The organism is Pantoea sp. Aalb, assembly GCF_009829985.1.
GTDB lineage: Bacteria > Pseudomonadota > Gammaproteobacteria > Enterobacterales > Enterobacteriaceae > SZZU01.
The window spans coordinates 26,681-45,837 of sequence record NZ_SZZU01000003.1 but is presented as its reverse complement, the minus strand read 5'-3'; the positions used below and the strand labels follow the sequence as shown (position 1 = coordinate 45,837).

The 19,157-nt window shown below is 28.8% G+C and carries 21 protein-coding genes; 9 read left to right on the top strand and 12 right to left on the bottom strand.

Translation table 11 applies throughout. The annotated features are described in order from the left end of the window. Positions 1 to 2: 2 nt before the first annotated feature. The gene (gene mlaF, locus FD728_RS03630; protein ID WP_159934923.1) at positions 3 to 818 is read right to left on the bottom strand and encodes a phospholipid ABC transporter ATP-binding protein MlaF; all 816 of its coding nucleotides are present in this window, start codon (positions 816 to 818) and stop codon (positions 3 to 5) included. 1,062 nt (positions 819 to 1,880) lie between these two features. Between mlaF and kdsD the strand changes: the two genes are divergently transcribed. The 6 genes from kdsD (at position 1,881) to rapZ (ending at position 7,554) form a co-directional block, all read left to right on the top strand. Beyond that, positions 1,881 to 2,867, top strand: coding sequence for an arabinose-5-phosphate isomerase KdsD (gene kdsD, locus FD728_RS03625; RefSeq protein ID WP_159934921.1), 987 nt, complete (start codon positions 1,881 to 1,883; stop codon positions 2,865 to 2,867). Positions 2,868 to 3,046: 179 nt separating this feature from the next. Continuing rightward, complete coding sequence (gene lptC, locus FD728_RS03620; RefSeq protein WP_159934919.1) at positions 3,047 to 3,622, top strand: LPS export ABC transporter periplasmic protein LptC; 576 nt, start codon at positions 3,047 to 3,049, stop codon at positions 3,620 to 3,622. Next, on the top strand, positions 3,597 to 4,154 hold the full coding sequence (lptA, locus tag FD728_RS03615; protein ID WP_159934917.1) for a lipopolysaccharide transport periplasmic protein LptA: 558 nt from the start codon (positions 3,597 to 3,599) through the stop codon (positions 4,152 to 4,154). The genes lptC and lptA overlap by 26 nt, the downstream gene beginning before the upstream one ends. A 16-nt stretch (positions 4,155 to 4,170) precedes the next feature. Continuing rightward, the gene (lptB, locus tag FD728_RS03610) at positions 4,171 to 4,896 is read left to right on the top strand and encodes an LPS export ABC transporter ATP-binding protein (RefSeq protein WP_159934915.1); all 726 of its coding nucleotides are present in this window, start codon (positions 4,171 to 4,173) and stop codon (positions 4,894 to 4,896) included. Between the two features lie 66 nt (positions 4,897 to 4,962). Continuing rightward, positions 4,963 to 6,396 (top strand): RNA polymerase factor sigma-54, encoded by a 1,434-nt coding sequence (locus tag FD728_RS03605; RefSeq protein ID WP_159934913.1) that lies wholly within the window; start codon positions 4,963 to 4,965, stop codon positions 6,394 to 6,396. A 303-nt stretch (positions 6,397 to 6,699) separates the two neighbouring features. Continuing rightward, entirely contained in the window at positions 6,700 to 7,554 is an 855-nt protein-coding gene (rapZ, locus tag FD728_RS03600) for an RNase adapter RapZ (RefSeq protein ID WP_159934911.1), read from the top strand. 100 nt (positions 7,555 to 7,654) lie between these two features. Here rapZ and FD728_RS03595 read toward each other — a convergent pair whose 3' ends face one another. The 6 genes from FD728_RS03595 to zapE all read right to left on the bottom strand — a co-directional run bounded on the left by FD728_RS03595 (position 7,655) and on the right by zapE (position 11,059). Continuing rightward, positions 7,655 to 8,143, bottom strand: coding sequence for a ClpXP protease specificity-enhancing factor (locus FD728_RS03595; RefSeq protein ID WP_159934909.1), 489 nt, complete (start codon positions 8,141 to 8,143; stop codon positions 7,655 to 7,657). A 126-nt stretch (positions 8,144 to 8,269) separates the two neighbouring features. After that, complete coding sequence (locus FD728_RS04805) at positions 8,270 to 8,464, bottom strand: hypothetical protein (protein WP_370516251.1); 195 nt, start codon at positions 8,462 to 8,464, stop codon at positions 8,270 to 8,272. 233 nt (positions 8,465 to 8,697) lie between these two features. Continuing rightward, positions 8,698 to 8,823 (bottom strand): hypothetical protein, encoded by a 126-nt coding sequence (locus FD728_RS04800; protein ID WP_370516250.1) that lies wholly within the window; start codon positions 8,821 to 8,823, stop codon positions 8,698 to 8,700. 109 nt (positions 8,824 to 8,932) lie between these two features. Next, positions 8,933 to 9,325 carry a 30S ribosomal protein S9 gene (gene rpsI / locus FD728_RS03585; RefSeq protein ID WP_159934907.1) on the bottom strand — a complete coding sequence of 131 codons (393 nt, stop codon included), beginning with the start codon at positions 9,323 to 9,325 and terminating at the stop codon, positions 8,933 to 8,935. A gap of 14 nt (positions 9,326 to 9,339) precedes the next feature. Beyond that, the gene (rplM, locus tag FD728_RS03580; protein WP_159934905.1) at positions 9,340 to 9,768 is read right to left on the bottom strand and encodes a 50S ribosomal protein L13; all 429 of its coding nucleotides are present in this window, start codon (positions 9,766 to 9,768) and stop codon (positions 9,340 to 9,342) included. Positions 9,769 to 9,934: 166 nt separating this feature from the next. After that, complete coding sequence (zapE, locus tag FD728_RS03575; protein WP_159934903.1) at positions 9,935 to 11,059, bottom strand: cell division protein ZapE; 1,125 nt, start codon at positions 11,057 to 11,059, stop codon at positions 9,935 to 9,937. 182 nt (positions 11,060 to 11,241) lie between these two features. Between zapE and zapG the strand changes: the two genes are divergently transcribed. Beyond that, positions 11,242 to 11,643: a Z-ring associated protein ZapG gene (gene zapG / locus FD728_RS03570; protein ID WP_159935105.1), complete on the top strand. Its 402-nt coding sequence runs from the start codon at positions 11,242 to 11,244 to the stop codon at positions 11,641 to 11,643. Between the two features lie 109 nt (positions 11,644 to 11,752). Further along, positions 11,753 to 13,126, top strand: a complete 1,374-nt coding sequence (locus tag FD728_RS03565) for a Do family serine endopeptidase (protein WP_159934901.1) — start codon at positions 11,753 to 11,755, stop codon at positions 13,124 to 13,126. Positions 13,127 to 13,361: 235 nt separating this feature from the next. Here FD728_RS03565 and epmA read toward each other — a convergent pair whose 3' ends face one another. From epmA to efp, 3 genes are all read right to left on the bottom strand, one after another. Beyond that, positions 13,362 to 14,339, bottom strand: coding sequence for an elongation factor P--(R)-beta-lysine ligase (gene epmA, locus FD728_RS03560; RefSeq protein ID WP_159934899.1), 978 nt, complete (start codon positions 14,337 to 14,339; stop codon positions 13,362 to 13,364). A gap of 236 nt (positions 14,340 to 14,575) precedes the next feature. Further along, positions 14,576 to 14,710, bottom strand: coding sequence for an entericidin A/B family lipoprotein (locus FD728_RS03555; protein ID WP_159934897.1), 135 nt, complete (start codon positions 14,708 to 14,710; stop codon positions 14,576 to 14,578). 152 nt (positions 14,711 to 14,862) lie between these two features. Next, a complete protein-coding gene (efp, locus tag FD728_RS03550) occupies positions 14,863 to 15,435 on the bottom strand; it encodes an elongation factor P (protein WP_159934895.1) in 573 nt (190 codons plus the stop codon). Positions 15,436 to 15,469: 34 nt separating this feature from the next. Between efp and epmB the strand changes: the two genes are divergently transcribed. After that, on the top strand, positions 15,470 to 16,495 hold the full coding sequence (gene epmB, locus FD728_RS03545; RefSeq protein WP_159934893.1) for an EF-P beta-lysylation protein EpmB: 1,026 nt from the start codon (positions 15,470 to 15,472) through the stop codon (positions 16,493 to 16,495). A 134-nt stretch (positions 16,496 to 16,629) separates the two neighbouring features. On the opposite strand, the gene groL is transcribed toward epmB, so the two are convergent. Then, complete coding sequence (groL, locus tag FD728_RS03540) at positions 16,630 to 18,279, bottom strand: chaperonin GroEL (protein WP_159934891.1); 1,650 nt, start codon at positions 18,277 to 18,279, stop codon at positions 16,630 to 16,632. Positions 18,280 to 18,321: 42 nt separating this feature from the next. Next, on the bottom strand, positions 18,322 to 18,621 hold the full coding sequence (locus FD728_RS03535; RefSeq protein WP_159934889.1) for a co-chaperone GroES: 300 nt from the start codon (positions 18,619 to 18,621) through the stop codon (positions 18,322 to 18,324). Positions 18,622 to 19,157: the final 536 nt, after the last annotated feature.

Sequence of the window (19,157 nt, the reverse complement as noted above, 5' to 3'; positions counted from 1 at the left end):
CTTTAGTTTCTCCTTATGCAGGTTAAATCGTTCAGATAATCTCCTGCAGTAAAATGAAAAGAAACAGGGCCATCTGCATTACCTTCAATAAATTGACGTACAGATGGATTTGGATTTCTACGTAATTCTAGCGCACTGCCTTGAGCAATAATTTTTTGTTCGGCAACAATATATGCACGATCAGCAATACTTAAAACTTCATGTACATCATGTGAAACTACAATACAAGTCACTCCTAAAGCATGATTAAGTTCATTAATCAATTTTACTAGTACTCCCATTGTAATTGGATCTTGTCCTACAAATGGTTCATCAAACATAATTAAATCAGGTTCTAATGCGATAGCCCTTGCTAGTGCAGCACGACGTGCCATACCTCCAGAAAGTTCTGCCGGTTTAAGCTGTGCTGCTCCGCGTAGACCTACTGCTTCTAACTTCATCATTACGGTACTATGTAATAAAGGTTCTGGTAACTTAGTATGCTCTCTTAGTGGCCAAGCAGTATTTTCATAAACATTAAGATCACTAAAAAGTGCATTAGATTGAAACAATATGCTCATTTTTTTACGTACTTCGTATAATTTATTACGAGAAAGTTTAGGTATATTACTACCGTTAAACCAGATATCACCTTGATCTGGTTGTAATTGACCGCCAATTAGGCGCAATAAAGTTGTTTTACCAATGCCAGAAGGTCCCATAATAGCAGTAACTTTTCCGGTAGGTACTGTTAGAGAAATCTTATCAAAGATAGTCCGATTTCCGTGTGAGAAGCTTACGCTACAAACCTTCACTAAATTGGTTTGTTGCTGGATCATCTTTACCTCTATTATTGTATTCAAATAGGGCTTTATTGATTTCGTAAATATTGAATACTAACAATTATCTACAATAAGTTTACGAAAATTTATTTATTAGATGTGATCAAAGGTTTTAAATTTACTTATTTTTAATATTAAAATATATTATTTTTGAAAATTAACAAAATTAAATATCGCAAGAAAATAAATTTCCAAAACATTAACCATATATTGCAGAATGTAATCTTTATTTTATCTATATGAATTTATTTAAAGTAATTTACATATCTTTATACAATAAGTAATTAATTTCATTCTATGACTATAGTAAAAGTACTACTATTGACTATTAATATGATTAGTTAAATATTAGCACTTTCTTCAGTAAACTCATTTTTTATTTTATTTCTTGTTAATTAAACAATAAATATAAAAATATACAACACAATGATTAAGTTATAATTAGTATGATAATAATTAAATAATTTGTATATATATATTTAGATAAATATAAACTTAAATTTAGTACAAGAAAACCTCTATATGTATATGTTCTTACTATTTATTAATATTTGAATTTATTTTTTAAATATCAATTAAATTATACAAATCTCAATAACTATAAATTTATATTTAAATACATATAGCAATTTTTCTTCTTTTATTAATTTACAATATTATTATATGTAATATTGAGAATACTTACAGTAAGTATTACTTTAACTATATACTATGTTGGATATGTTATAAATTAAAGATTAATAATAAATCTATTTAAAAATTTTATAGATAATAAATCTATTTATTTGTACTAAAAAAATTTATTAACAATTATTGAGATTCTATTTTCTTTTATACATACTTATTTCAATTAAAAAACAATGCAGAGATAGTATAGGTAAAGTATTAATATCAGTATACCTATACTCTTTATGTACTGTATGTACATTTTTCCTAAAATTTTTCTGAAAGACTTTCAACAAAGTAAAATCTATTAACTTTAGGTTAATAGACTTTATAAGTTTTATAGCTATTATTCAGCTTAATGCTTATTATAATGTATTTAAGGATAGAATAAGAATGTTACATGAGCAACAGGATTTTAATTATCAAAAAATTGGCAAAAAAGTACTACGTATTGAACGCGAAGGATTAGATCAACTTGAACAATATATTAATGCTGACTTTAGCTATACATGTCAAATTATCTTTAATTGTCGCGGTAAAGTAATAGTTATGGGTATGGGTAAATCTGGACACATAGGTAAAAAAATAGCAGCAACATTTGCTAGTACTGGTACCCCATCATTTTTTGTACATCCAAGTGAGGCTAGCCATGGAGATTTAGGAATGGTTAGCTCTAACGATATAGTAATTGCAATATCTAATAGTGGGGAATCACATGAAATTCTTTCATTAATTCCTATGTTAAAGCGGCAGAAAATAAAATTAATATGTATTAGTAGTTGTTCAGAAAGTAGTATGGGTCGAGTATCTGATGTTCATTTATGTGTTAAAGTTCCTAAAGAAGCATGCCCGTTAGATCTTGCTCCTACCAGTAGTACTACTGCAATGTTAGTAATGGGAGATGCATTAGCTGTAGCTCTATTAGAGGCTCGTGGATTTACATATGAAGATTTTGCACTTTTACATCCTGGAGGATTATTAGGTCGTAAGCTATTACTACATGTTTGTGATATTATGCATAGCGGAGAAGATATGCCATATGTTACATTTGATGCATCATTACGAGATGCGCTACTTAATATTACTAGTAAAAAACTTGGTTTAACAGTTGTCGTTGATAACTCAATGAAAATTAAAGGAATATTTACTGATGGTGACTTACGTCGTGTGTTTGATAGAGGAATGAATTTATATTCAGTTCGCATACAAGATGTGATGACCCATGGTGGTATTCGTATTCATTCAGACATGTTAGCAATTGATGCACTTAATCTTATGCAAAAAAAAAATATTACTTCACTAATAGTAACTGATAATTACAATAATCAGTTGCTTGGAATTATACATATGCATGATATTTTACGTGCAGGTATAGTTTAATTTTATTAAAATCGATTAATAAAACATTAATCATTTAATAAAATAATAATTTATTAATTATTTGTATGCCTTTAACGATGAAAGATATTTATTTTTTTTAGTTTTTTGTTAGTAATGAATTATTTTAATCAAAATATAAATTAGAAAGTATGAATATACTAAGCCAGGGATAATTTAGCATGATTATAAGCATGCGTCGTCTAATACTAATTATAGGCATGTTAGCTTTGATAACAATTATTTGGAATTCAATTCATCACAATAATAACAACAATAATGTTGTAGTAGATATAGATAAAATTTCAACTAATACAATGGGATATTCAAATACTATACTCTATAATTATGCAGGTATATTAGCTTATAAGATTATTTCTACTCGAACAAGTTATTTTCCAACCAGTAAAATTGTTTGGTTTAATAATCTAACCATGATAAGTTATGATGAAAATAAAGTTCCTACTTGGTCGATTCGTGCAGATAAAGCAAAATTAACTAATAATGTGATTTTTTATCTTTTAGGACATGTTGAAATTAAAGCATTAAAAAAAGATTTTCAAATCAATAGTATCCAAATAAAAACGATGAAAATCAATTTATTGACCCAAGATATAGAATCTAATGACGAAATTATTATTCGTGGTCGTAATTTTTATTCTCAGGGCAGAAAAATGCGTGGAAATTTACGAAAAAAACATGCTGAACTACTAGAAAAGGTAACTACTATTTATGAAATTGACAATAAGAAACAATAATATTAAAGCGCTTTTAGCACAAATATTATTAGTAATTCACTTACCAGTATTAGCTTTAACAGAAAATTCAAATAAAAAAATTAATATTCATTCAGTTAATCAGATATTAGATTTACAAAAAAATAATGCAGCTTTTACAGGCTACGTAAGCATTGATAAAGAAAAAATCAAAATCAATGCAGATAGAATCTTCATTAAACGTTTTGATGAGAATAATAAACTTATTATTAATGCTTATGGAAAACCTGTAACATTTTCTCAAATACAAGACAAAGGAAAAAAGAAAGAGATTATACAAGGTCATGCTAATAAACTACGATACGAACAATCAAAAGATTGTGTAGAACTATCAGGGAACGCTTTTATCCAACAGCAAAATAGTAGTATTCAAGCAGATCGAATTACTTATTTAGTAAAAGAACAGAAAATGCACGCATATAGTAAAAATAAAAATTCACGTGTAACTACTACTATATTATTGATGTCATCAAAAAAACAAAATAAAAGTAATTCAATCAATCAGAAAAAATAAATTATAACTAAAACTTATGTCAATACTAATTGCTAAAAACTTGGCAAAATCTTATAAAGGATGCCGTGTAGTAAAAAATGTTAATCTCCACATTAACTCTGGTGAAATTATTGGATTACTCGGTCCTAATGGAGCTGGTAAAACTACAACATTTTATATGTTAGTAGGAATTGTGCCATGTGATTCAGGACAAATTATTATTGATACTGAAGATATTAGTATCTTACCTTTACATGCACGTGCACTTAGAGGTATTGGTTATCTACCACAAGAAGCTTCTATCTTTCGTCGATTAACTGTATACAATAATTTAATGGCAGTATTACAAATAAGAAAGGAACTTAATAAAAAACAATGTCACGAGCGTGCTAATGAATTAATGAAAGAGTTTAATATTAACCATATCCATGGTAGTTTAGGACAAGTTTTATCTGGAGGTGAACGTCGTCGTGTAGAAATAGCACGTGCATTGGCAGCTAATCCTAAGTTTATACTATTAGATGAACCTTTTGCTGGTGTAGATCCCATATCAGTTATTGATATCAAAAAAATTATTGAACATTTGCGCAATAGTGGTTTGGGATTATTAATTACTGATCATAATGTACGAGAAACTTTAACTGTCTGTGAGCGTGCATATATAGTAAGTGCAGGTTATATTATTGCGCACGGTACACCTAATGAAATCTTATCTAATAAAAAGGTTAAAGAGGTTTATTTAGGTGAAGGATTTAGATTATAAATCAAAAATATTAAAATATATAATTTTTATAAATATTTATATTGCTTAGGCTATTCTAGGCAGATTATGAAACAAAGTTTCAAACTTAAATTTAATCAACAGCTGGTAATAACACCTCAACTACAGCAAGCAATTCGCTTACTACAACTATCCATGCCTGAACTTCATCACGAACTTCAGTTAGCACTAGAAAAAAATCCATTACTTGAGCAAAATGAGCAATCTAATGAATTAGAAGAATATAGATTAAAAAAAAAATATTTATTAGAAGAAAATAAAATATTTGAACAAAAAATATCCTTAGATACATTATTTATTGATAGTGATTGGAAAGAAATATATACAGCCAATATTTCTTCAAATATTTATACCAGTTATAATAACTATGACGATGAACTAATCGTTCCTCAGGGAAAAACTAGTCAATCACTACAGGATTACTTGATGTGGCAAGTTGAATTAACGCCATTTAACGATATAGAGCGTGCTATTGCTACATTGATTATTGATGCTATTGATAATTCTGGTTATTTAACTGTTACACTACAAGAAATTCATGACATTATAGGTAATAATAAAGAATTAACTATTGAAGAAATTGAAATAGTCTTAAAACGTATTCAACTTTTTGATCCAGTTGGTGTTGGAGCTCGTGATTTACGCGATTGCTTGTTAGTACAACTATCTCAATATAATTCTAATGTTCCTATTTTAAAAGAAGCACGCCGAATTGTAAGTGATAACCTTCATTTATTAGCTAATCATGATTTCCGTAGACTAATGCATGTAACTCAATTAAAAGAAGATATGTTAAAAAATGTAATGATAGTAATTCAATCTCTTGATCCACGTCCAGGTCAATCGATTAATACCGATGAGCCAGAGTATATTATTCCAGATGTTATAGTACAAAAAATTAGTTCACATTGGATTGTTAAGCTTAATACTGACCATTTACCTAATTTAAAAATTAATACATATTATGCTGCAATGATACACAATAATAATTGTCAACAATTTATTCGTGATAATTTACAAGAGGCACAGTGGTTAATTAAAAGTTTAGAAAATAGAAATACTACGTTATTAATAGTAACAAATTATATAGTTAAACAACAACAAGCTTTTTTTGAGCAAGGAGAAGAATATATGCGTCCAATGATATTAAAAGATATTGCACAAGCTTTAAATATGCATGAATCTACTATATCTCGTGTCACTACTAATAAATATTTATACAGTCCTCGTGGAATATTTGAATTAAAATATTTTTTTTCCAGTCATATAAATACGCAAAATGGTTGCCAAACTTCATCTATAGCAATCCGTGCTTTGGTAAAAAGATTAATATCTATAGAAAATCCTATAGAACCATTAAGTGATAGTAAAATTACTTCTTTATTATCCGAACAAGGTATTATAATAGCACGACGTACAGTTGCTAAATATCGTGAATCTTTATTCATACCACCATCAAGTCAGAGAAAAAAAATACTTTAATCTCATAAATAGAAAATATTTATGTAAAATTTAATATAATTCAATAAACTACATAAGTTAATTTTATCAATTAAATTTATGTTTTTTTAAAAAACCTATACTTTAGGGAAAATAACATAAATTAATTAAAAAATATTACAGTAATAATTGATACCTATTCACTTATTATTTGCGTACCTCCCAAACAACCTACAATTTTACGCCATTATCACAACGGCTAAAGGAATTAAAAATTCTTAAGCGCCAAACCAACCAAGTTTATAAAACTTGTGTAATGCGTCGGTTTACAACGTGAGGAATGTGATGTTATTAATGATCGTTAGCGGCCGCTCTGGTTCAGGAAAATCAATTGCTCTCCGTGCTCTTGAAGACATGGGATTTTACTGTGTTGATAATCTACCAGTTTTAATGTTGCCTGAACTAACAAATATATTAAGTAAACACACTGTATCTGTAGCAGTAAGCATTGACGTGCGTAATATGCCAGATTCTCCAGAATTACTTGAATGTATACTAAATAATTTACCAAATTTCTTTTCACCACAGTTATTATTTTTAGATGCAAGAAGTAACGTATTAATTCGTCGTTATAGTGATACCCGGAGAATACATCCACTTTCTAATAAGAATTTATCTTTAGAAAATGCAATTGACGAGGAGTATAGGCTATTAGAACCACTACGTTCACGTGCTGATTTTATCATAGATACATCAGAAATGTCTGTACATGAACTTATAGAAATATTATATACACGCTTGAGAGGTACACGCGGACGTAAACTAACAATTTTATTTGAATCATTTGGTTTTAAGTATGGAATTCCTATTGATGCTGATTATGTATTTGATGTACGTTTTTTACCAAATCCTCATTGGAATTTAACATTACGTAATATGAATGGACTTGATAGTCCTGTAGCAGTATTTCTTGATAGTCATACCGAAGTACGTAATTTTATTGATCAGACATGCAATTATTTAAAATTATGGTTACCTATGTTAGAAAGTAATAATCGAAGTTATCTTACAGTAGCTATTGGCTGCACAGGAGGTAAACACCGTTCAGTATATATTGTAGAACAATTAGTGAAATATTTTAACGCACATGGTAAAAATGTACAATCTCGTCATAGAACTTTAGAAAAACTAAAATTATAAATATAGTATTAAATATTTTTAATAAATAAATATAAATCATATTTAAAATGTTTATTAAAACAAATAATACAAATTATTAGTTAAATATAAAAACTTTATATTATTTAACTAAACGTAATATAGTACGTTTATTACTTTGTAATGGCTTTATAGTTAATGAGGTATCATCATCTTTTTTTATATTTTGAGAAAAATTACCATTAATACTTTCAATAGTATTAATAAATTTATTTTTATTTTTAATATTCTTTGATTGAGGATTATTAACGAATATTTCTGGTTCAAAAATAATTCCTATACCATTTTCACAAGAATAAATAGAGACTATAGCTAATATAGGCAAAGAAACATGACGCAATAAACCATTAAACCTAGCATTAAAGCATACTTTATCGTTAGTTAAATTAAAACTGTGTATAGCAGTTGGAGAAATATTTAGTATTATTTGACCACCACGCTCATGTTCTAATGGTACTTGTACATTTGGCATATTACTGTTAACTAAAATATATGGAGTTAAGTGATTATCTAATAACCAATTATAAAAAGCTCTTAGTAGATATGGACGTAAAGATATTAGTGATATCATTATTATTACTCCTAAGATTATAAGTATATTTCCCGTTCTGCTTCTGTAAGTTAAACAATAAAATAATCACACTTAAAAACAACGTGTTATATAGTCTTTAGATGCCTAGAACCTATTCTTATAAGTTCAATTAAGTTCAATATTACTCGTATATGGCAACCGCCATAATAAAAGAGCTAAATAGTAATCTAAAATGCTAAATTCTTCACGCATAAAAAATAACATGCGTGAAAAGAGCAACGCAATAACTAATAATTTATTTTTTGATTGTTTATGAGTTCTATCAAATGCTCCATCAGTTTTATTTTTGATAGTATTCATTAAATTATACTAGTATTGATCGATACGATGTATTATTAAAAGAGTTGCACTACTTGTAACTAGATATACAGACATCAATAGAGGATGAAGAAACCACTCATATAAATATTTCATTATAATACGTAACTCATAAAAAGTAAGGTCACAAACTATTAATGTTGGTACACTATAATACCGATTAATATCAATAAAATCCTGTACAATAAAATCTTGTATAATTGATCAATTTCAATTTATTCAATTTCCACATTCATCTCTTTTTCAGTCAGTAAAATATATACCTGATAACCAAAAATATCAGTCGAAATTAAAAATAACGTCATTACCGTACATTTATTGATAGCGACAGCTATGAACACCTCCAAAAAATTATGAATAAAGAATTATATAATCTCTCATCTCTCATTTACTAATAATGTTTTAAAGTAACGTTTATTATATATTTTTATTTTAATTATTATTAAAAAATTAACGCTTAGAAAATTGTGGACGACGACGTGCTTTACGTAACCCAATTTTTTTACGTTCAACACGACGCGCATCACGAGTTATGAACCCCTCTCTATGAAGTTCTGAACGCCAAGTACTATCATACTTTATCAAAGCACGAGCAATACCATGACGAATAGCACCAGCTTGGCCAGATATTCCACCACCTTTAACTGTTACATAAAGATCAAATTTATCAATCATATTAACTAATTCAAGTGGTTGACGTATAACCATACGTGCAGTTTCACGTCCAAAATAGTGTTCTAATGAACGATTATTAATTATAATATTACCACTACCCAATTTAATAAATACTCGAGCAGATGAACTTTTACGTCGACCAGTTCCATAATCTTGATTATCAGTCATTACATAAGCCTAAATTAAATGTCAATAAGTTGAGGTTGCTGTGCTATATGGTTATGTTGATTACCTGTATACACTTTTAACTTACGGTACATAGCACGTCCTAGAGGTCCTTTTGGTAGCATACCTTTTACAGCATTTTTAATAACATACGTTGGTTGACGTGAAATCATTTCTTGAAAAGTTGCTTTTTTAATACCACCGATATACCCAGTATGATGAAAATACATTTTGTAGTTACGCTTTTTACCGGTTACAGCAATCTTCTCTGCATTTAGAACTATGATATAGTCACCAATATCAACATGCATACTATATTCCGCCTTGTGTTTACCACGTAGACGAAGAGCCAATTGAGTTGCTAAGCGACCTAAAATTTTATCCGTTGCATCCACAATATACCAATTGTGTTGTATGCTTTCTGTTTTAACTGTAAAAGTTTTCATTAAAAAATTAAATCCGAAAATTAAAAAAAGTTATGTATAACTAATATTTTAAATGTTTAAATGAAAAATTCAAATCTTTTACATTAATTTATTTATTAATGATGGGATATTAATATAATTATTAAAAAAAACCTACTAAAATTCGATTTTTTATAAAAATTAAATGTTAATTTAAGTGTGGTAAACATAAATATTTTTCACTTTGCATTTCTTGTAACCGCGATACACAACGTTGGTATTCAAATGTTAAATTTCTTCCTTGATATATTTCAAATAATGAAGTCTCTGCTGCTACAATTAATTTAACATTACGATCGTATAATTCATCAATTAATGTAAGGAAACGACGAGCTTGATCTTCTTTATAAAGCAATATTGGGACATCATATAATAATATACTATGAAAATAACTTGATATTTCAATATAATCATATTGGCTTCGTTCATCACCACAAATAGTTAGAAAATCTATTGCTAAAACACCATTAATAAAGCCTCGCGTTTTTATTTGTCGGTGATTAATTTTCAATATCTGTTCTTTTGTATCATATTCTTTACCAGATAAAATAAAAAACATACGTCTCATTTCATCATAAGTTAATTTATTAAGTGGATAATGCCATAGATATGATGATCTAAATCTCTGCATGCGATAATTAATTCCAGAGTTAAAATTTATTACAGTGCAATGGTATTTAACCTGTTCAATAACTGATAAAAAACGAGTACGTTGTAAACCATTATGGTATAGATTATCCGGTGAAATATTAGAAGTAGCCACCAAGGTAATTCCTCTAGTAAATAATGCTTCTATAAGAATACTAAGTAACATAGCATCAGTAATATCGGAAACAAAAAATTCATCAAAACAAATAATATCTGTTTCTGTTTTAAAACGATCAGCAACTCTTAATAATGGATTGCTTTGTCCTTGTAACTGTGATAACTCTTGATGTACACGTAACATAAAACGGTGGAAATGTAAACGAAGTTTACGATTACTAGGTATAGATTGAAAAAATAAATCCATTAACCAAGTTTTACCGCAACCTACACTTCCCCACATATAAAGACCATGAATTGGTTTTACGTGTTTTTTTTTATTCCTAAAATTAAATAGATGTCTCAATATGCCTTTAGTTGTTAACTTGGTATTATTATAATATCTTAAAGTCAATTCTTTTTGAATGGTATCTAAATAAGTAATTGCCTTACGTTGTATGTCATCTGGAAAAAAAGTGTCATTTGACAATGCCTTCTCATATTGGGCAAGTAGATTTGAGATTTGCATTATTTCTTTTTTAAAACCTAAGTAATGAATAATTTTATTAATTTATTAATACTTTACAATTAACAGATACAAAACTTAACATTATTTAAAAGTTCTACTTCCTATTAATAAGAATAGGTATGGTGAAGTCTTTAAAGAATAACCAACGTTATAAAAGCAATAAATATTATACAGGAGTTAGTATGACTTGGGAATATGGAATAATGGGATTAATAACTGGTATAATCATTGGAGCTGTGACAATGCGTTTTGGTAATAAAAAATTACGAGAACAAAATAATATTCAATACAAATTACAACAATCAAAAATAGAATTAGCTAATTACCGCGAAGAGATTTCTAATCACTTTGAACGAAGTGCTGAATTATTAGATAATATGGCACATGACTACCGTAAATTTTATAATCATATAGCAAAAAATTCTAATAAATTACTATCTCACAAAATAAACGGGAAAAATCTTTTTACATATAAATTTAAAGAAACCGAAATAGATAACGATCAATTACCAGTGCAAACTCCACGCGATTATTCAGAAGAATCATCTGGATTATTACGAAATAATCGTACATCAGGTCATTAAATATTTTATGGAATAATATTAATTTATCATTTCAGTATGAAAAAAAACTTAACAAACTCGTATACTGTTTCATTTTTCCCGTATTCTTTTTGCAGCGAGAACATCTACAATGAAAAATAAATCAAGATTATTAAATCTATTAGTTTTAAGCATTGCTATGAATATAACTTGTATTACAAATACAATAGCTGGTTTAATACCTCATATTAATAGGAAAATTCCTATACCAAGTTTATCACTTATGTTAGAAAAGGTTTTACCTGCAGTGGTAAGCATACATGTTGAAGGTATTGATAATGCACATCATAGACAAAATATTCCTGAATCATTAAAGCGATTCTTTGATCATTTACCACATCATAATCAACCTCAACCATTTGAAGGTTTAGGTTCAGGTGTAATAATTAATGCTAAAAAGGGTTATATTCTTACGAATAATCATGTAATTCATGGTGCAAATAAAATTACTGTACAACTGAATAATGGAAAGGAATACAATGCAAAAATCATTGGTTATGATGAACAAACTGATATTGCTTTGATTCAAATCTATCATTCAAAAAATCTTATTCAAATCAAAATTGCAGATTCTGATTTATTAAAAGTAGGTGATTTTGTAGTAGCAATCGGTAGTCCTTTTGGTCTTGGACAAACGGCAACTTCTGGTATTATATCAGCCCTAGGACGTAGTGGTCTTCATTTAGAGGGATTAGAAAATTTTATCCAAACTGATGCTGCTATTAATTTTGGAAACTCTGGTGGTGCATTAGTAAACTTAAACGGTGAACTAATTGGAATTAATACAGCAATTTTAGCTTCAAGAGGTGGAAACATTGGTATTGGTTTTGCTATTCCTAGTAACATAGTAGTAAGCCTTGCAACACAGCTGACAAGATTTGGCAAAGTTAAACGTAGTCAATTAGGTGTAAAGGGCACTGAAATGACTCCTGATATTGCTAAGGCTCTTAATGTTAATGTACAACGTGGCGCATTCATTTCAGAAGTTTTACCAAACTCTCCAGCTTCAAAAGCTCATATTAAAGCAGGAGATATTATCATCTCAGTAAACAATAAGATGATTATCAATTTTGCTGAATTACGTGTTAAAGTTGCTACTACATCTCCTGGTCAAAAATTAAAGATTGGTTTATTACGTGCAGGAAAATCATTAACTATAACTGTTACTTTGCGCGAACAAAAAAAGATTATTAGTTTACAATCGCTGTTTCCTTCTTTACAAGGAGCTACTTTAAGCAACGGTTTTACTAAAAGTGGTCATAAAGGTATAAAAGTTAATTTTGTTGAAAAAAATACCCCAGCTGAACAAGTTGGTCTACAAAAAGATGATGTAATCGTTAATATTAATAGAATTCGCGTAAGAAATTTAGCAGAAATGCGTAAAGCAATTGAAGATAAGTTTTCATCATTATTAGCATTAAAAGTGATACGAGGATACGAAACTATTTATTTAATTTTAAGATAACTTTTAAGATAGGGTGATAAATATTTATTATCATCCTATTTTATAAATGGATTCTAATAACAAAACAATTAACAAAACAATTAATGAATTCTACTCTTCTAATTAATAATTATTAATTAGAAGAGTAACTTAATATTCTATTTTTAGAATAATTAAATTACATTTTTTATGTTTAAAATATATATAAAATAAAAAGAGATAAATAAAATTAATATCAATAATTTTATTTATCTAATTAACATCGATCAATTGGAAAAGCAATAACTTCATTAATAGAATCAGCTTTTAATGCTAACATAATCAAACGATCTACACCAAGTGCTACTCCTGAGCAATATGGAATACCATAAGCTAATGCATCCAATAAATTATTATCGATATTATTCTGTGGCAAACCTCTTTTAGTACGAAGACGATTCTCCAACTCAAAACGCTGTCTTTGCTCATTACTATCAGTTAACTCGCAAAAACCATTTGCTAACTCAATACCCTTATAGTATAGTTCAAAACGTTCTGCTACACGGTTATCCTTAGAATTAATTTTAGCTAATCCAGCTTGGCTAGATGGAAAATTATAAATAAAAATAGGTTTATGAATGCCAATTTTAGGTTCTATTTCTAATGTGAATATTAATTGCAACCAAATATCACGATTTTCTTCATGCTTTATAAATTCATCTTCTCCTATTTTTTCTAAAATGATGCATAATTGAGTTTTATTAGCAGTAAGCGGATCTATGCCTAAATAATAAAGAAATACTTCTTGATATGAAATATATTCAGCAGGTTCGCATTTTAATACTAATTGATGTAAATCATTTACTTCTTTCATTAAACAATACATATCATAATGTGGACGATACCATTCTAACATAGTAAATTCTGGATTATGGTAACGTCCTACTTCTTCATTACGAAAACTATGGTTTATTTGATAAATAGGACCACTTTCTGCTGCTAGTAAACGTTTCATATGATATTCTGGACTAGTTGTTAGCCATAAATCCATACTATTTTGTTTATTTGGACTAAAAAAATGTGTTTTAAATGGAACTAAATGGACATCTGTAATAGTTGATTGGCTCATTATTGGAGTATCAACTTCTAATACCCCTCTATCAGAAAAAAACTGACGAATTTGGGCTATAATCTTAGCACGTTTGAATAAGTTTAATATAGACGCGCTTGGCTGCCATTTTATTTTTCTTTCCATGTTTTATCTTGTCTCTATTAAAAAATAAACATACATGCATCAATTTTTATATAGTTAAGATAACTCTAACTTTTAAATTAGAGTTATTATATGACTACATGAAATTAAATAATATTTTTTAATATTAAAAATATTAATGAAAGGTATTAATTTAATTTTGATAGTTTATAAGAGAAAAATAAAGATATCATAAATAACCTTACTTAACCGGTACGAAAAATTCGTACCGGTTCTTCTTACCGTATGCTACGTTGTATTGCTTGACCACCTGCTTCAATATCTTTACCAACACCTCGAGTAGTATTACAGTCAGATAGTAATGATGATATCATCAATACGGAAAGAAACGAAATAATACTTTGCTTTAACATAGCTGTATCCTTCCTTTTTAGTTCCATTAAAAGTATAGTCGTTATATGCAATCATTGCAGGCTATATATATTTTTAATAAAAAATTTCAAAATTTTATTTTTTTCTAACTTAATAAAAGAAATAAAGAAATATTAAAATCTAATTAATTAAATCAATTAGATTTTACACGAGATACATATTCACCAGAACGAGTATCAACTTTAACTATTTCACCTACTTGCAAAAATAATGGGACTTTAATTATTGCACCAGTTGATAAAATAGCTGGTTTACTGCTAGTACCGGCTGTATCACCTTTTATCCATGGTTTAGTATCAGTAATTTCGGCTTCTATAAAATTTGGTAGTTGAACTGAAATAGGTCTATCATTCCATAAAGTTACTATACATTCCATATTTGCTTGTAGCCATTTTTTTGAATCTTCTAATATCTTAGCTTCAACTTGATATTGATTAAAAGTTTGAGGGTGAATAAAATAATAAAATAAACCTTCATTATAAGAATAATGTAAAGTAATATCTTTAACATCTGCACTTTTAACAGATTCAGTAGATTTAAATGTTTTTTCAACACGAGAGCCAGTGAGTAAACGACGCATCTTTACACGTGCAAATGCTTGACCTTTACCTGGCTTAACAAACTCACTAGATTCAATGAGATATGGTTCACCATTTAATATAATTTTAAGCCCAGAACGAAAATTATTAGTAAGATATATTTCCATAAAAATCCTGTATTAATTTTAATGAAATAATAAAATGTTAAATATTATACCCTTAAATTCTAAGTTTAGAGAAGATTGGTTAAAACAACTTTCAGATGTTGTTACTAATCGAGCTGAATTACTAAAATTAGTAAAACTTGATCAAGATAATAGTTTAACTTACAGTAAAGAAACGCAAATACAAAAGTGCTTCGCATTACGTGTACCACGTACTTTTATTAAAAAAATGATTCCTGGAAATTCTAAAGATCCATTATTACTACAAGTACTAACTACCTATCAGGAATTGATTCATGTATCAGGATATAGTTATGATCCTCTAAATGAACAAAGAAATGTAGTACCAGGTTTACTACATAAGTATAAAAACCGGATACTTCTTTTAGTCAAAAATGGATGTGCCATACATTGTCGTTACTGTTTTCGCCGTTATTTTCCTTATCAAAATAATCCTGGCAATAAGAGTAGTTGGCAAATAGCTATAAAATATATATCTATACATACAGAACTTGATGAAGTTATTTTTTCTGGTGGAGATCCATTAATGGCAAAAGATCATGAAATAGCTTGGTTAGTAAAATCTTTAACGAACATCCCTCATATTAAAAGACTAAGGATTCATACTCGTTTACCTGTAGTCATTCCTGCTCGTATTACAAGGAACTTATGCCAAATTTTTTCTCGTACACGCCTTCAGATCTTATTTGTAACTCATATTAACCATATACAAGAAATAGATGATGATTTATATAAAAGTATGCAACTGTTAAAATATTCTGGAGTTACACTTCTAAATCAAAGTGTATTACTTCGTGCTATAAATGATAATGCTCAAACACTTGCTAATCTTAGTAATGGACTATTTAATATAGGTATTTTACCTTACTATTTACATGTAATGGATAAGATACATGGTGCAGCACATTTTTTTGTTTCTGATGATAAAGCACGTAACTTATTACATCAATTAATGGAAATGGTATCTGGGTATATGGTACCAAAACTTATGCGTGAAATTAGCGGTAAACCTAGTAAAATACCAATTAATTTAGAAAGGTAATATTATAGAATACATATAATAAGAGATATTAACACTTTTATATTATTTTTCTTTAAAGATATTATTTCTTAAAAAAGAAAAACCCTCGATTATAAATCGAGGGTTTTTAAAAGTACTAATAATAGGCATAAAAATTACATCATACCGCCCATACCGCCCATACCGCCCATACCACTAGGATTAGCTCCTACATCAGGAGTATCACCTTTTGGTAAGTCAGTTACCATACATTCTGTCGTTATCATCAAACCAGCTACTGAAGCAGCATATTGTAAAGCAGAACGAGTAACTTTAGTTGGATCTAAAATACCAAAGTCAATCATATTACCATATTCTTCAGTTTGGGCATTATAACCATAATTACCCTCTCCTGCTTTAACATTATTAGCTACTACAGATGGTTCTTCACCTGAATTAGAAACTATTTGACGTAATGGTGATTCCATTGCACGTAATGCTACACGTATACCAACATTTTGATCTTCATTTTGACCTTGAAGCTCAGTAATTTTTGCAGCTACACGTACTAATGCTACGCCACCACCTGCAACAACACCTTCTTCTACTGCAGCACGAGTTGCATGTAAAGCATCTTCAACACGTGTTTTCTTTTCTTTCATTGCAACTTCAGTAGCTGCACCAACTTTTAGAACTGCAACCCCTCCTGCTAATTTAGCTACACGTTCTTGTAGTTTTTCTTTATCATAATCAGAAGTTGCTTCTTCAATTTGCTGACGAATTTGCATTACACGGCCAGAAATAGAACTTTGATTACCTGTACCATCAATAATAGTAGTAGTATCTTTATTAATAACTACGCGTTTTGCTTGACCAAGATCGTCTAAAGTAGTTTTTTCTAACTCTAAACCTATCTCTTCAGATATTACAGTACCATTAGTTAAAACAGCGATGTCCTGTAACATAGCTTTACGGCGATCACCAAATCCTGGTGCTTTGACAGCAGCTACTTTTACAACACCACGCATTGTATTCACTACTAAAGTAGCTAAAGCTTCACCTTCTACGTCTTCAGCAATAATGAGTAATGATTTACCTGCTTTTGCAACTGCTTCCAGTATAGGAAGCATTTCACGAATGTTAGAAATTTTCTTGTCAGCTAATAAAATAAAAGGACTTTCTAATTCTACAATACCTGATTCTGGTTTATTAATAAAATATGGAGATAAATAACCACGATCAAATTGCATACCTTCAACTACATCTAATTCATCTTGTAAGCCAGTTCCTTCTTCAACGGTAATAACACCTTCTTTACCTACTTTTTCCATTGCTTGAGCAATTAATATACCAACACTTTCATCAGAATTAGCAGATATAGTGCCTACTTGAGTAATAGCTTTAGGATCAGAACAAGGAACAGATAATTCTTTAAGTTTCTCAACTGCAGCTATTACAGCTTTATCAATACCACGTTTTAAATCCATAGGATTCATACCTGCAGCTACAGCTTTTAAACCTTCATTTACAATAGCCTGTGCAAGTACAGTTGCAGTTGTAGTACCATCTCCTGCCGCATCATTAGCTTTAGAAGCGACTTCTTTTACCATCTGTGCACCCATGTTTTCAAATTTATCTTCTAATTCGATTTCCCGTGCAACAGAAACACCATCTTTAGTAATATTCGGTGAACCAAAAGATTTATCTAAAACTACATTTCGTCCTTTGGGTCCTAAAGTAACTTTTACTGCATCTGCTAATACATTAACACCACGTAGCATTTTTACACGTGCGTCATTGCCAAATTTTACGTCTTTAGCTGCCATTTCAAATATCCCTCAAATTTTTTTAGTTCGGTGGATTACTCGTTAACAATCGTCTTCAACAATCGCTAAAATATCGCTTTCAGACATGATTAATACTTCTTTATCATCGAGTTTTTCAGTTTTAGTATTGTATCCTTCATTAAAAATGACTCGATCACCCACTTTTACATCTAGAGACTTAACCTGGCCGTTTTCTAAAATACGGCCATTACCAACAGCAAGTACTTCACCGCGAGTTGATTTGCCAGCCGCAGAACCGGTTAGAACGATACCACCAGCAGATTTAGCTTCTACTTCTTTACGCTTAACTATAACGCGATCGTGCAACGGACGAATTTTCATATAATACTTCTCCTTTGAAAAGTCCAATTATTTATATTTTATTTACCGGGTTAAGTATTTCAACCTCGTGAGAGGAAAGATAGGGTCAGTAAAAACCGCTTTCAAGGGTCAAAAATAATTTTTTTTATATTATGTAAATATTGATGAAAAATAAAACAATCAGATTATTATCAATAAATATTTTTTGTTTAAATAATAAATGTTATCCTTTTTATTAAAAAATTATGCTCCTAAAATAAATCATTTAAGTTTAATTTAATTTACCTATACTAATATTCAAAGTATATAATTACTAAATTATATACTTTGAATAAATATATATCATATACATATATAATAATATTAAATTAATTAATTTTAAATTAAATGTTATTACGTATATGAATTATACATTTAATTTACCTTATTTTCCATCTATTTTTTTGATTTTATCATAAAATAACTAATATATCTACTAACTATCGTGGTTTAATTAATATTTTTCAGATATGTTATATACGTAATAATATTAATAAATTACAAAATGAAAAAATTAT

What these genes read in the sequence shown, in the direction of transcription:
- epmA (WP_159934899.1), bottom strand. Translation starts at nt 14,339, where the DNA reads ATGGAAAGAAAAATAAAATGGCAGCCAAGCGCGTCTATATTAAACTTA.
- FD728_RS03535 (WP_159934889.1), bottom strand. Translation starts at nt 18,621, where the DNA reads ATGAAAATTCGTCCGTTGCACGATCGCGTTATAGTTAAGCGTAAAGAA.
- FD728_RS03565 (WP_159934901.1), top strand. Translation starts at nt 11,753, where the DNA reads ATGAAAAATAAATCAAGATTATTAAATCTATTAGTTTTAAGCATTGCT.
- zapE (WP_159934903.1), bottom strand. Translation starts at nt 11,059, where the DNA reads ATGCAAATCTCAAATCTACTTGCCCAATATGAGAAGGCATTGTCAAAT.
- zapG (WP_159935105.1), top strand. Translation starts at nt 11,242, where the DNA reads ATGACTTGGGAATATGGAATAATGGGATTAATAACTGGTATAATCATT.
- groL (WP_159934891.1), bottom strand. Translation starts at nt 18,279, where the DNA reads ATGGCAGCTAAAGACGTAAAATTTGGCAATGACGCACGTGTAAAAATG.
- rapZ (WP_159934911.1), top strand. Translation starts at nt 6,700, where the DNA reads ATGTTATTAATGATCGTTAGCGGCCGCTCTGGTTCAGGAAAATCAATT.
- kdsD (WP_159934921.1), top strand. Translation starts at nt 1,881, where the DNA reads ATGTTACATGAGCAACAGGATTTTAATTATCAAAAAATTGGCAAAAAA.
- rpsI (WP_159934907.1), bottom strand. Translation starts at nt 9,325, where the DNA reads ATGACTGATAATCAAGATTATGGAACTGGTCGACGTAAAAGTTCATCT.
- mlaF (WP_159934923.1), bottom strand. Translation starts at nt 818, where the DNA reads ATGATCCAGCAACAAACCAATTTAGTGAAGGTTTGTAGCGTAAGCTTC.
- epmB (WP_159934893.1), top strand. Translation starts at nt 15,470, where the DNA reads ATGTTAAATATTATACCCTTAAATTCTAAGTTTAGAGAAGATTGGTTA.
- lptC (WP_159934919.1), top strand. Translation starts at nt 3,047, where the DNA reads ATGATTATAAGCATGCGTCGTCTAATACTAATTATAGGCATGTTAGCT.
- FD728_RS03595 (WP_159934909.1), bottom strand. Translation starts at nt 8,143, where the DNA reads ATGATATCACTAATATCTTTACGTCCATATCTACTAAGAGCTTTTTAT.
- FD728_RS03555 (WP_159934897.1), bottom strand. Translation starts at nt 14,710, where the DNA reads ATGTTAAAGCAAAGTATTATTTCGTTTCTTTCCGTATTGATGATATCA.
- lptB (WP_159934915.1), top strand. Translation starts at nt 4,171, where the DNA reads ATGTCAATACTAATTGCTAAAAACTTGGCAAAATCTTATAAAGGATGC.
- rplM (WP_159934905.1), bottom strand. Translation starts at nt 9,768, where the DNA reads ATGAAAACTTTTACAGTTAAAACAGAAAGCATACAACACAATTGGTAT.
- efp (WP_159934895.1), bottom strand. Translation starts at nt 15,435, where the DNA reads ATGGAAATATATCTTACTAATAATTTTCGTTCTGGGCTTAAAATTATA.
- lptA (WP_159934917.1), top strand. Translation starts at nt 3,597, where the DNA reads ATGAAATTGACAATAAGAAACAATAATATTAAAGCGCTTTTAGCACAA.
- FD728_RS03605 (WP_159934913.1), top strand. Translation starts at nt 4,963, where the DNA reads ATGAAACAAAGTTTCAAACTTAAATTTAATCAACAGCTGGTAATAACA.
- FD728_RS04805 (WP_370516251.1), bottom strand. Translation starts at nt 8,464, where the DNA reads ATGAATACTATCAAAAATAAAACTGATGGAGCATTTGATAGAACTCAT.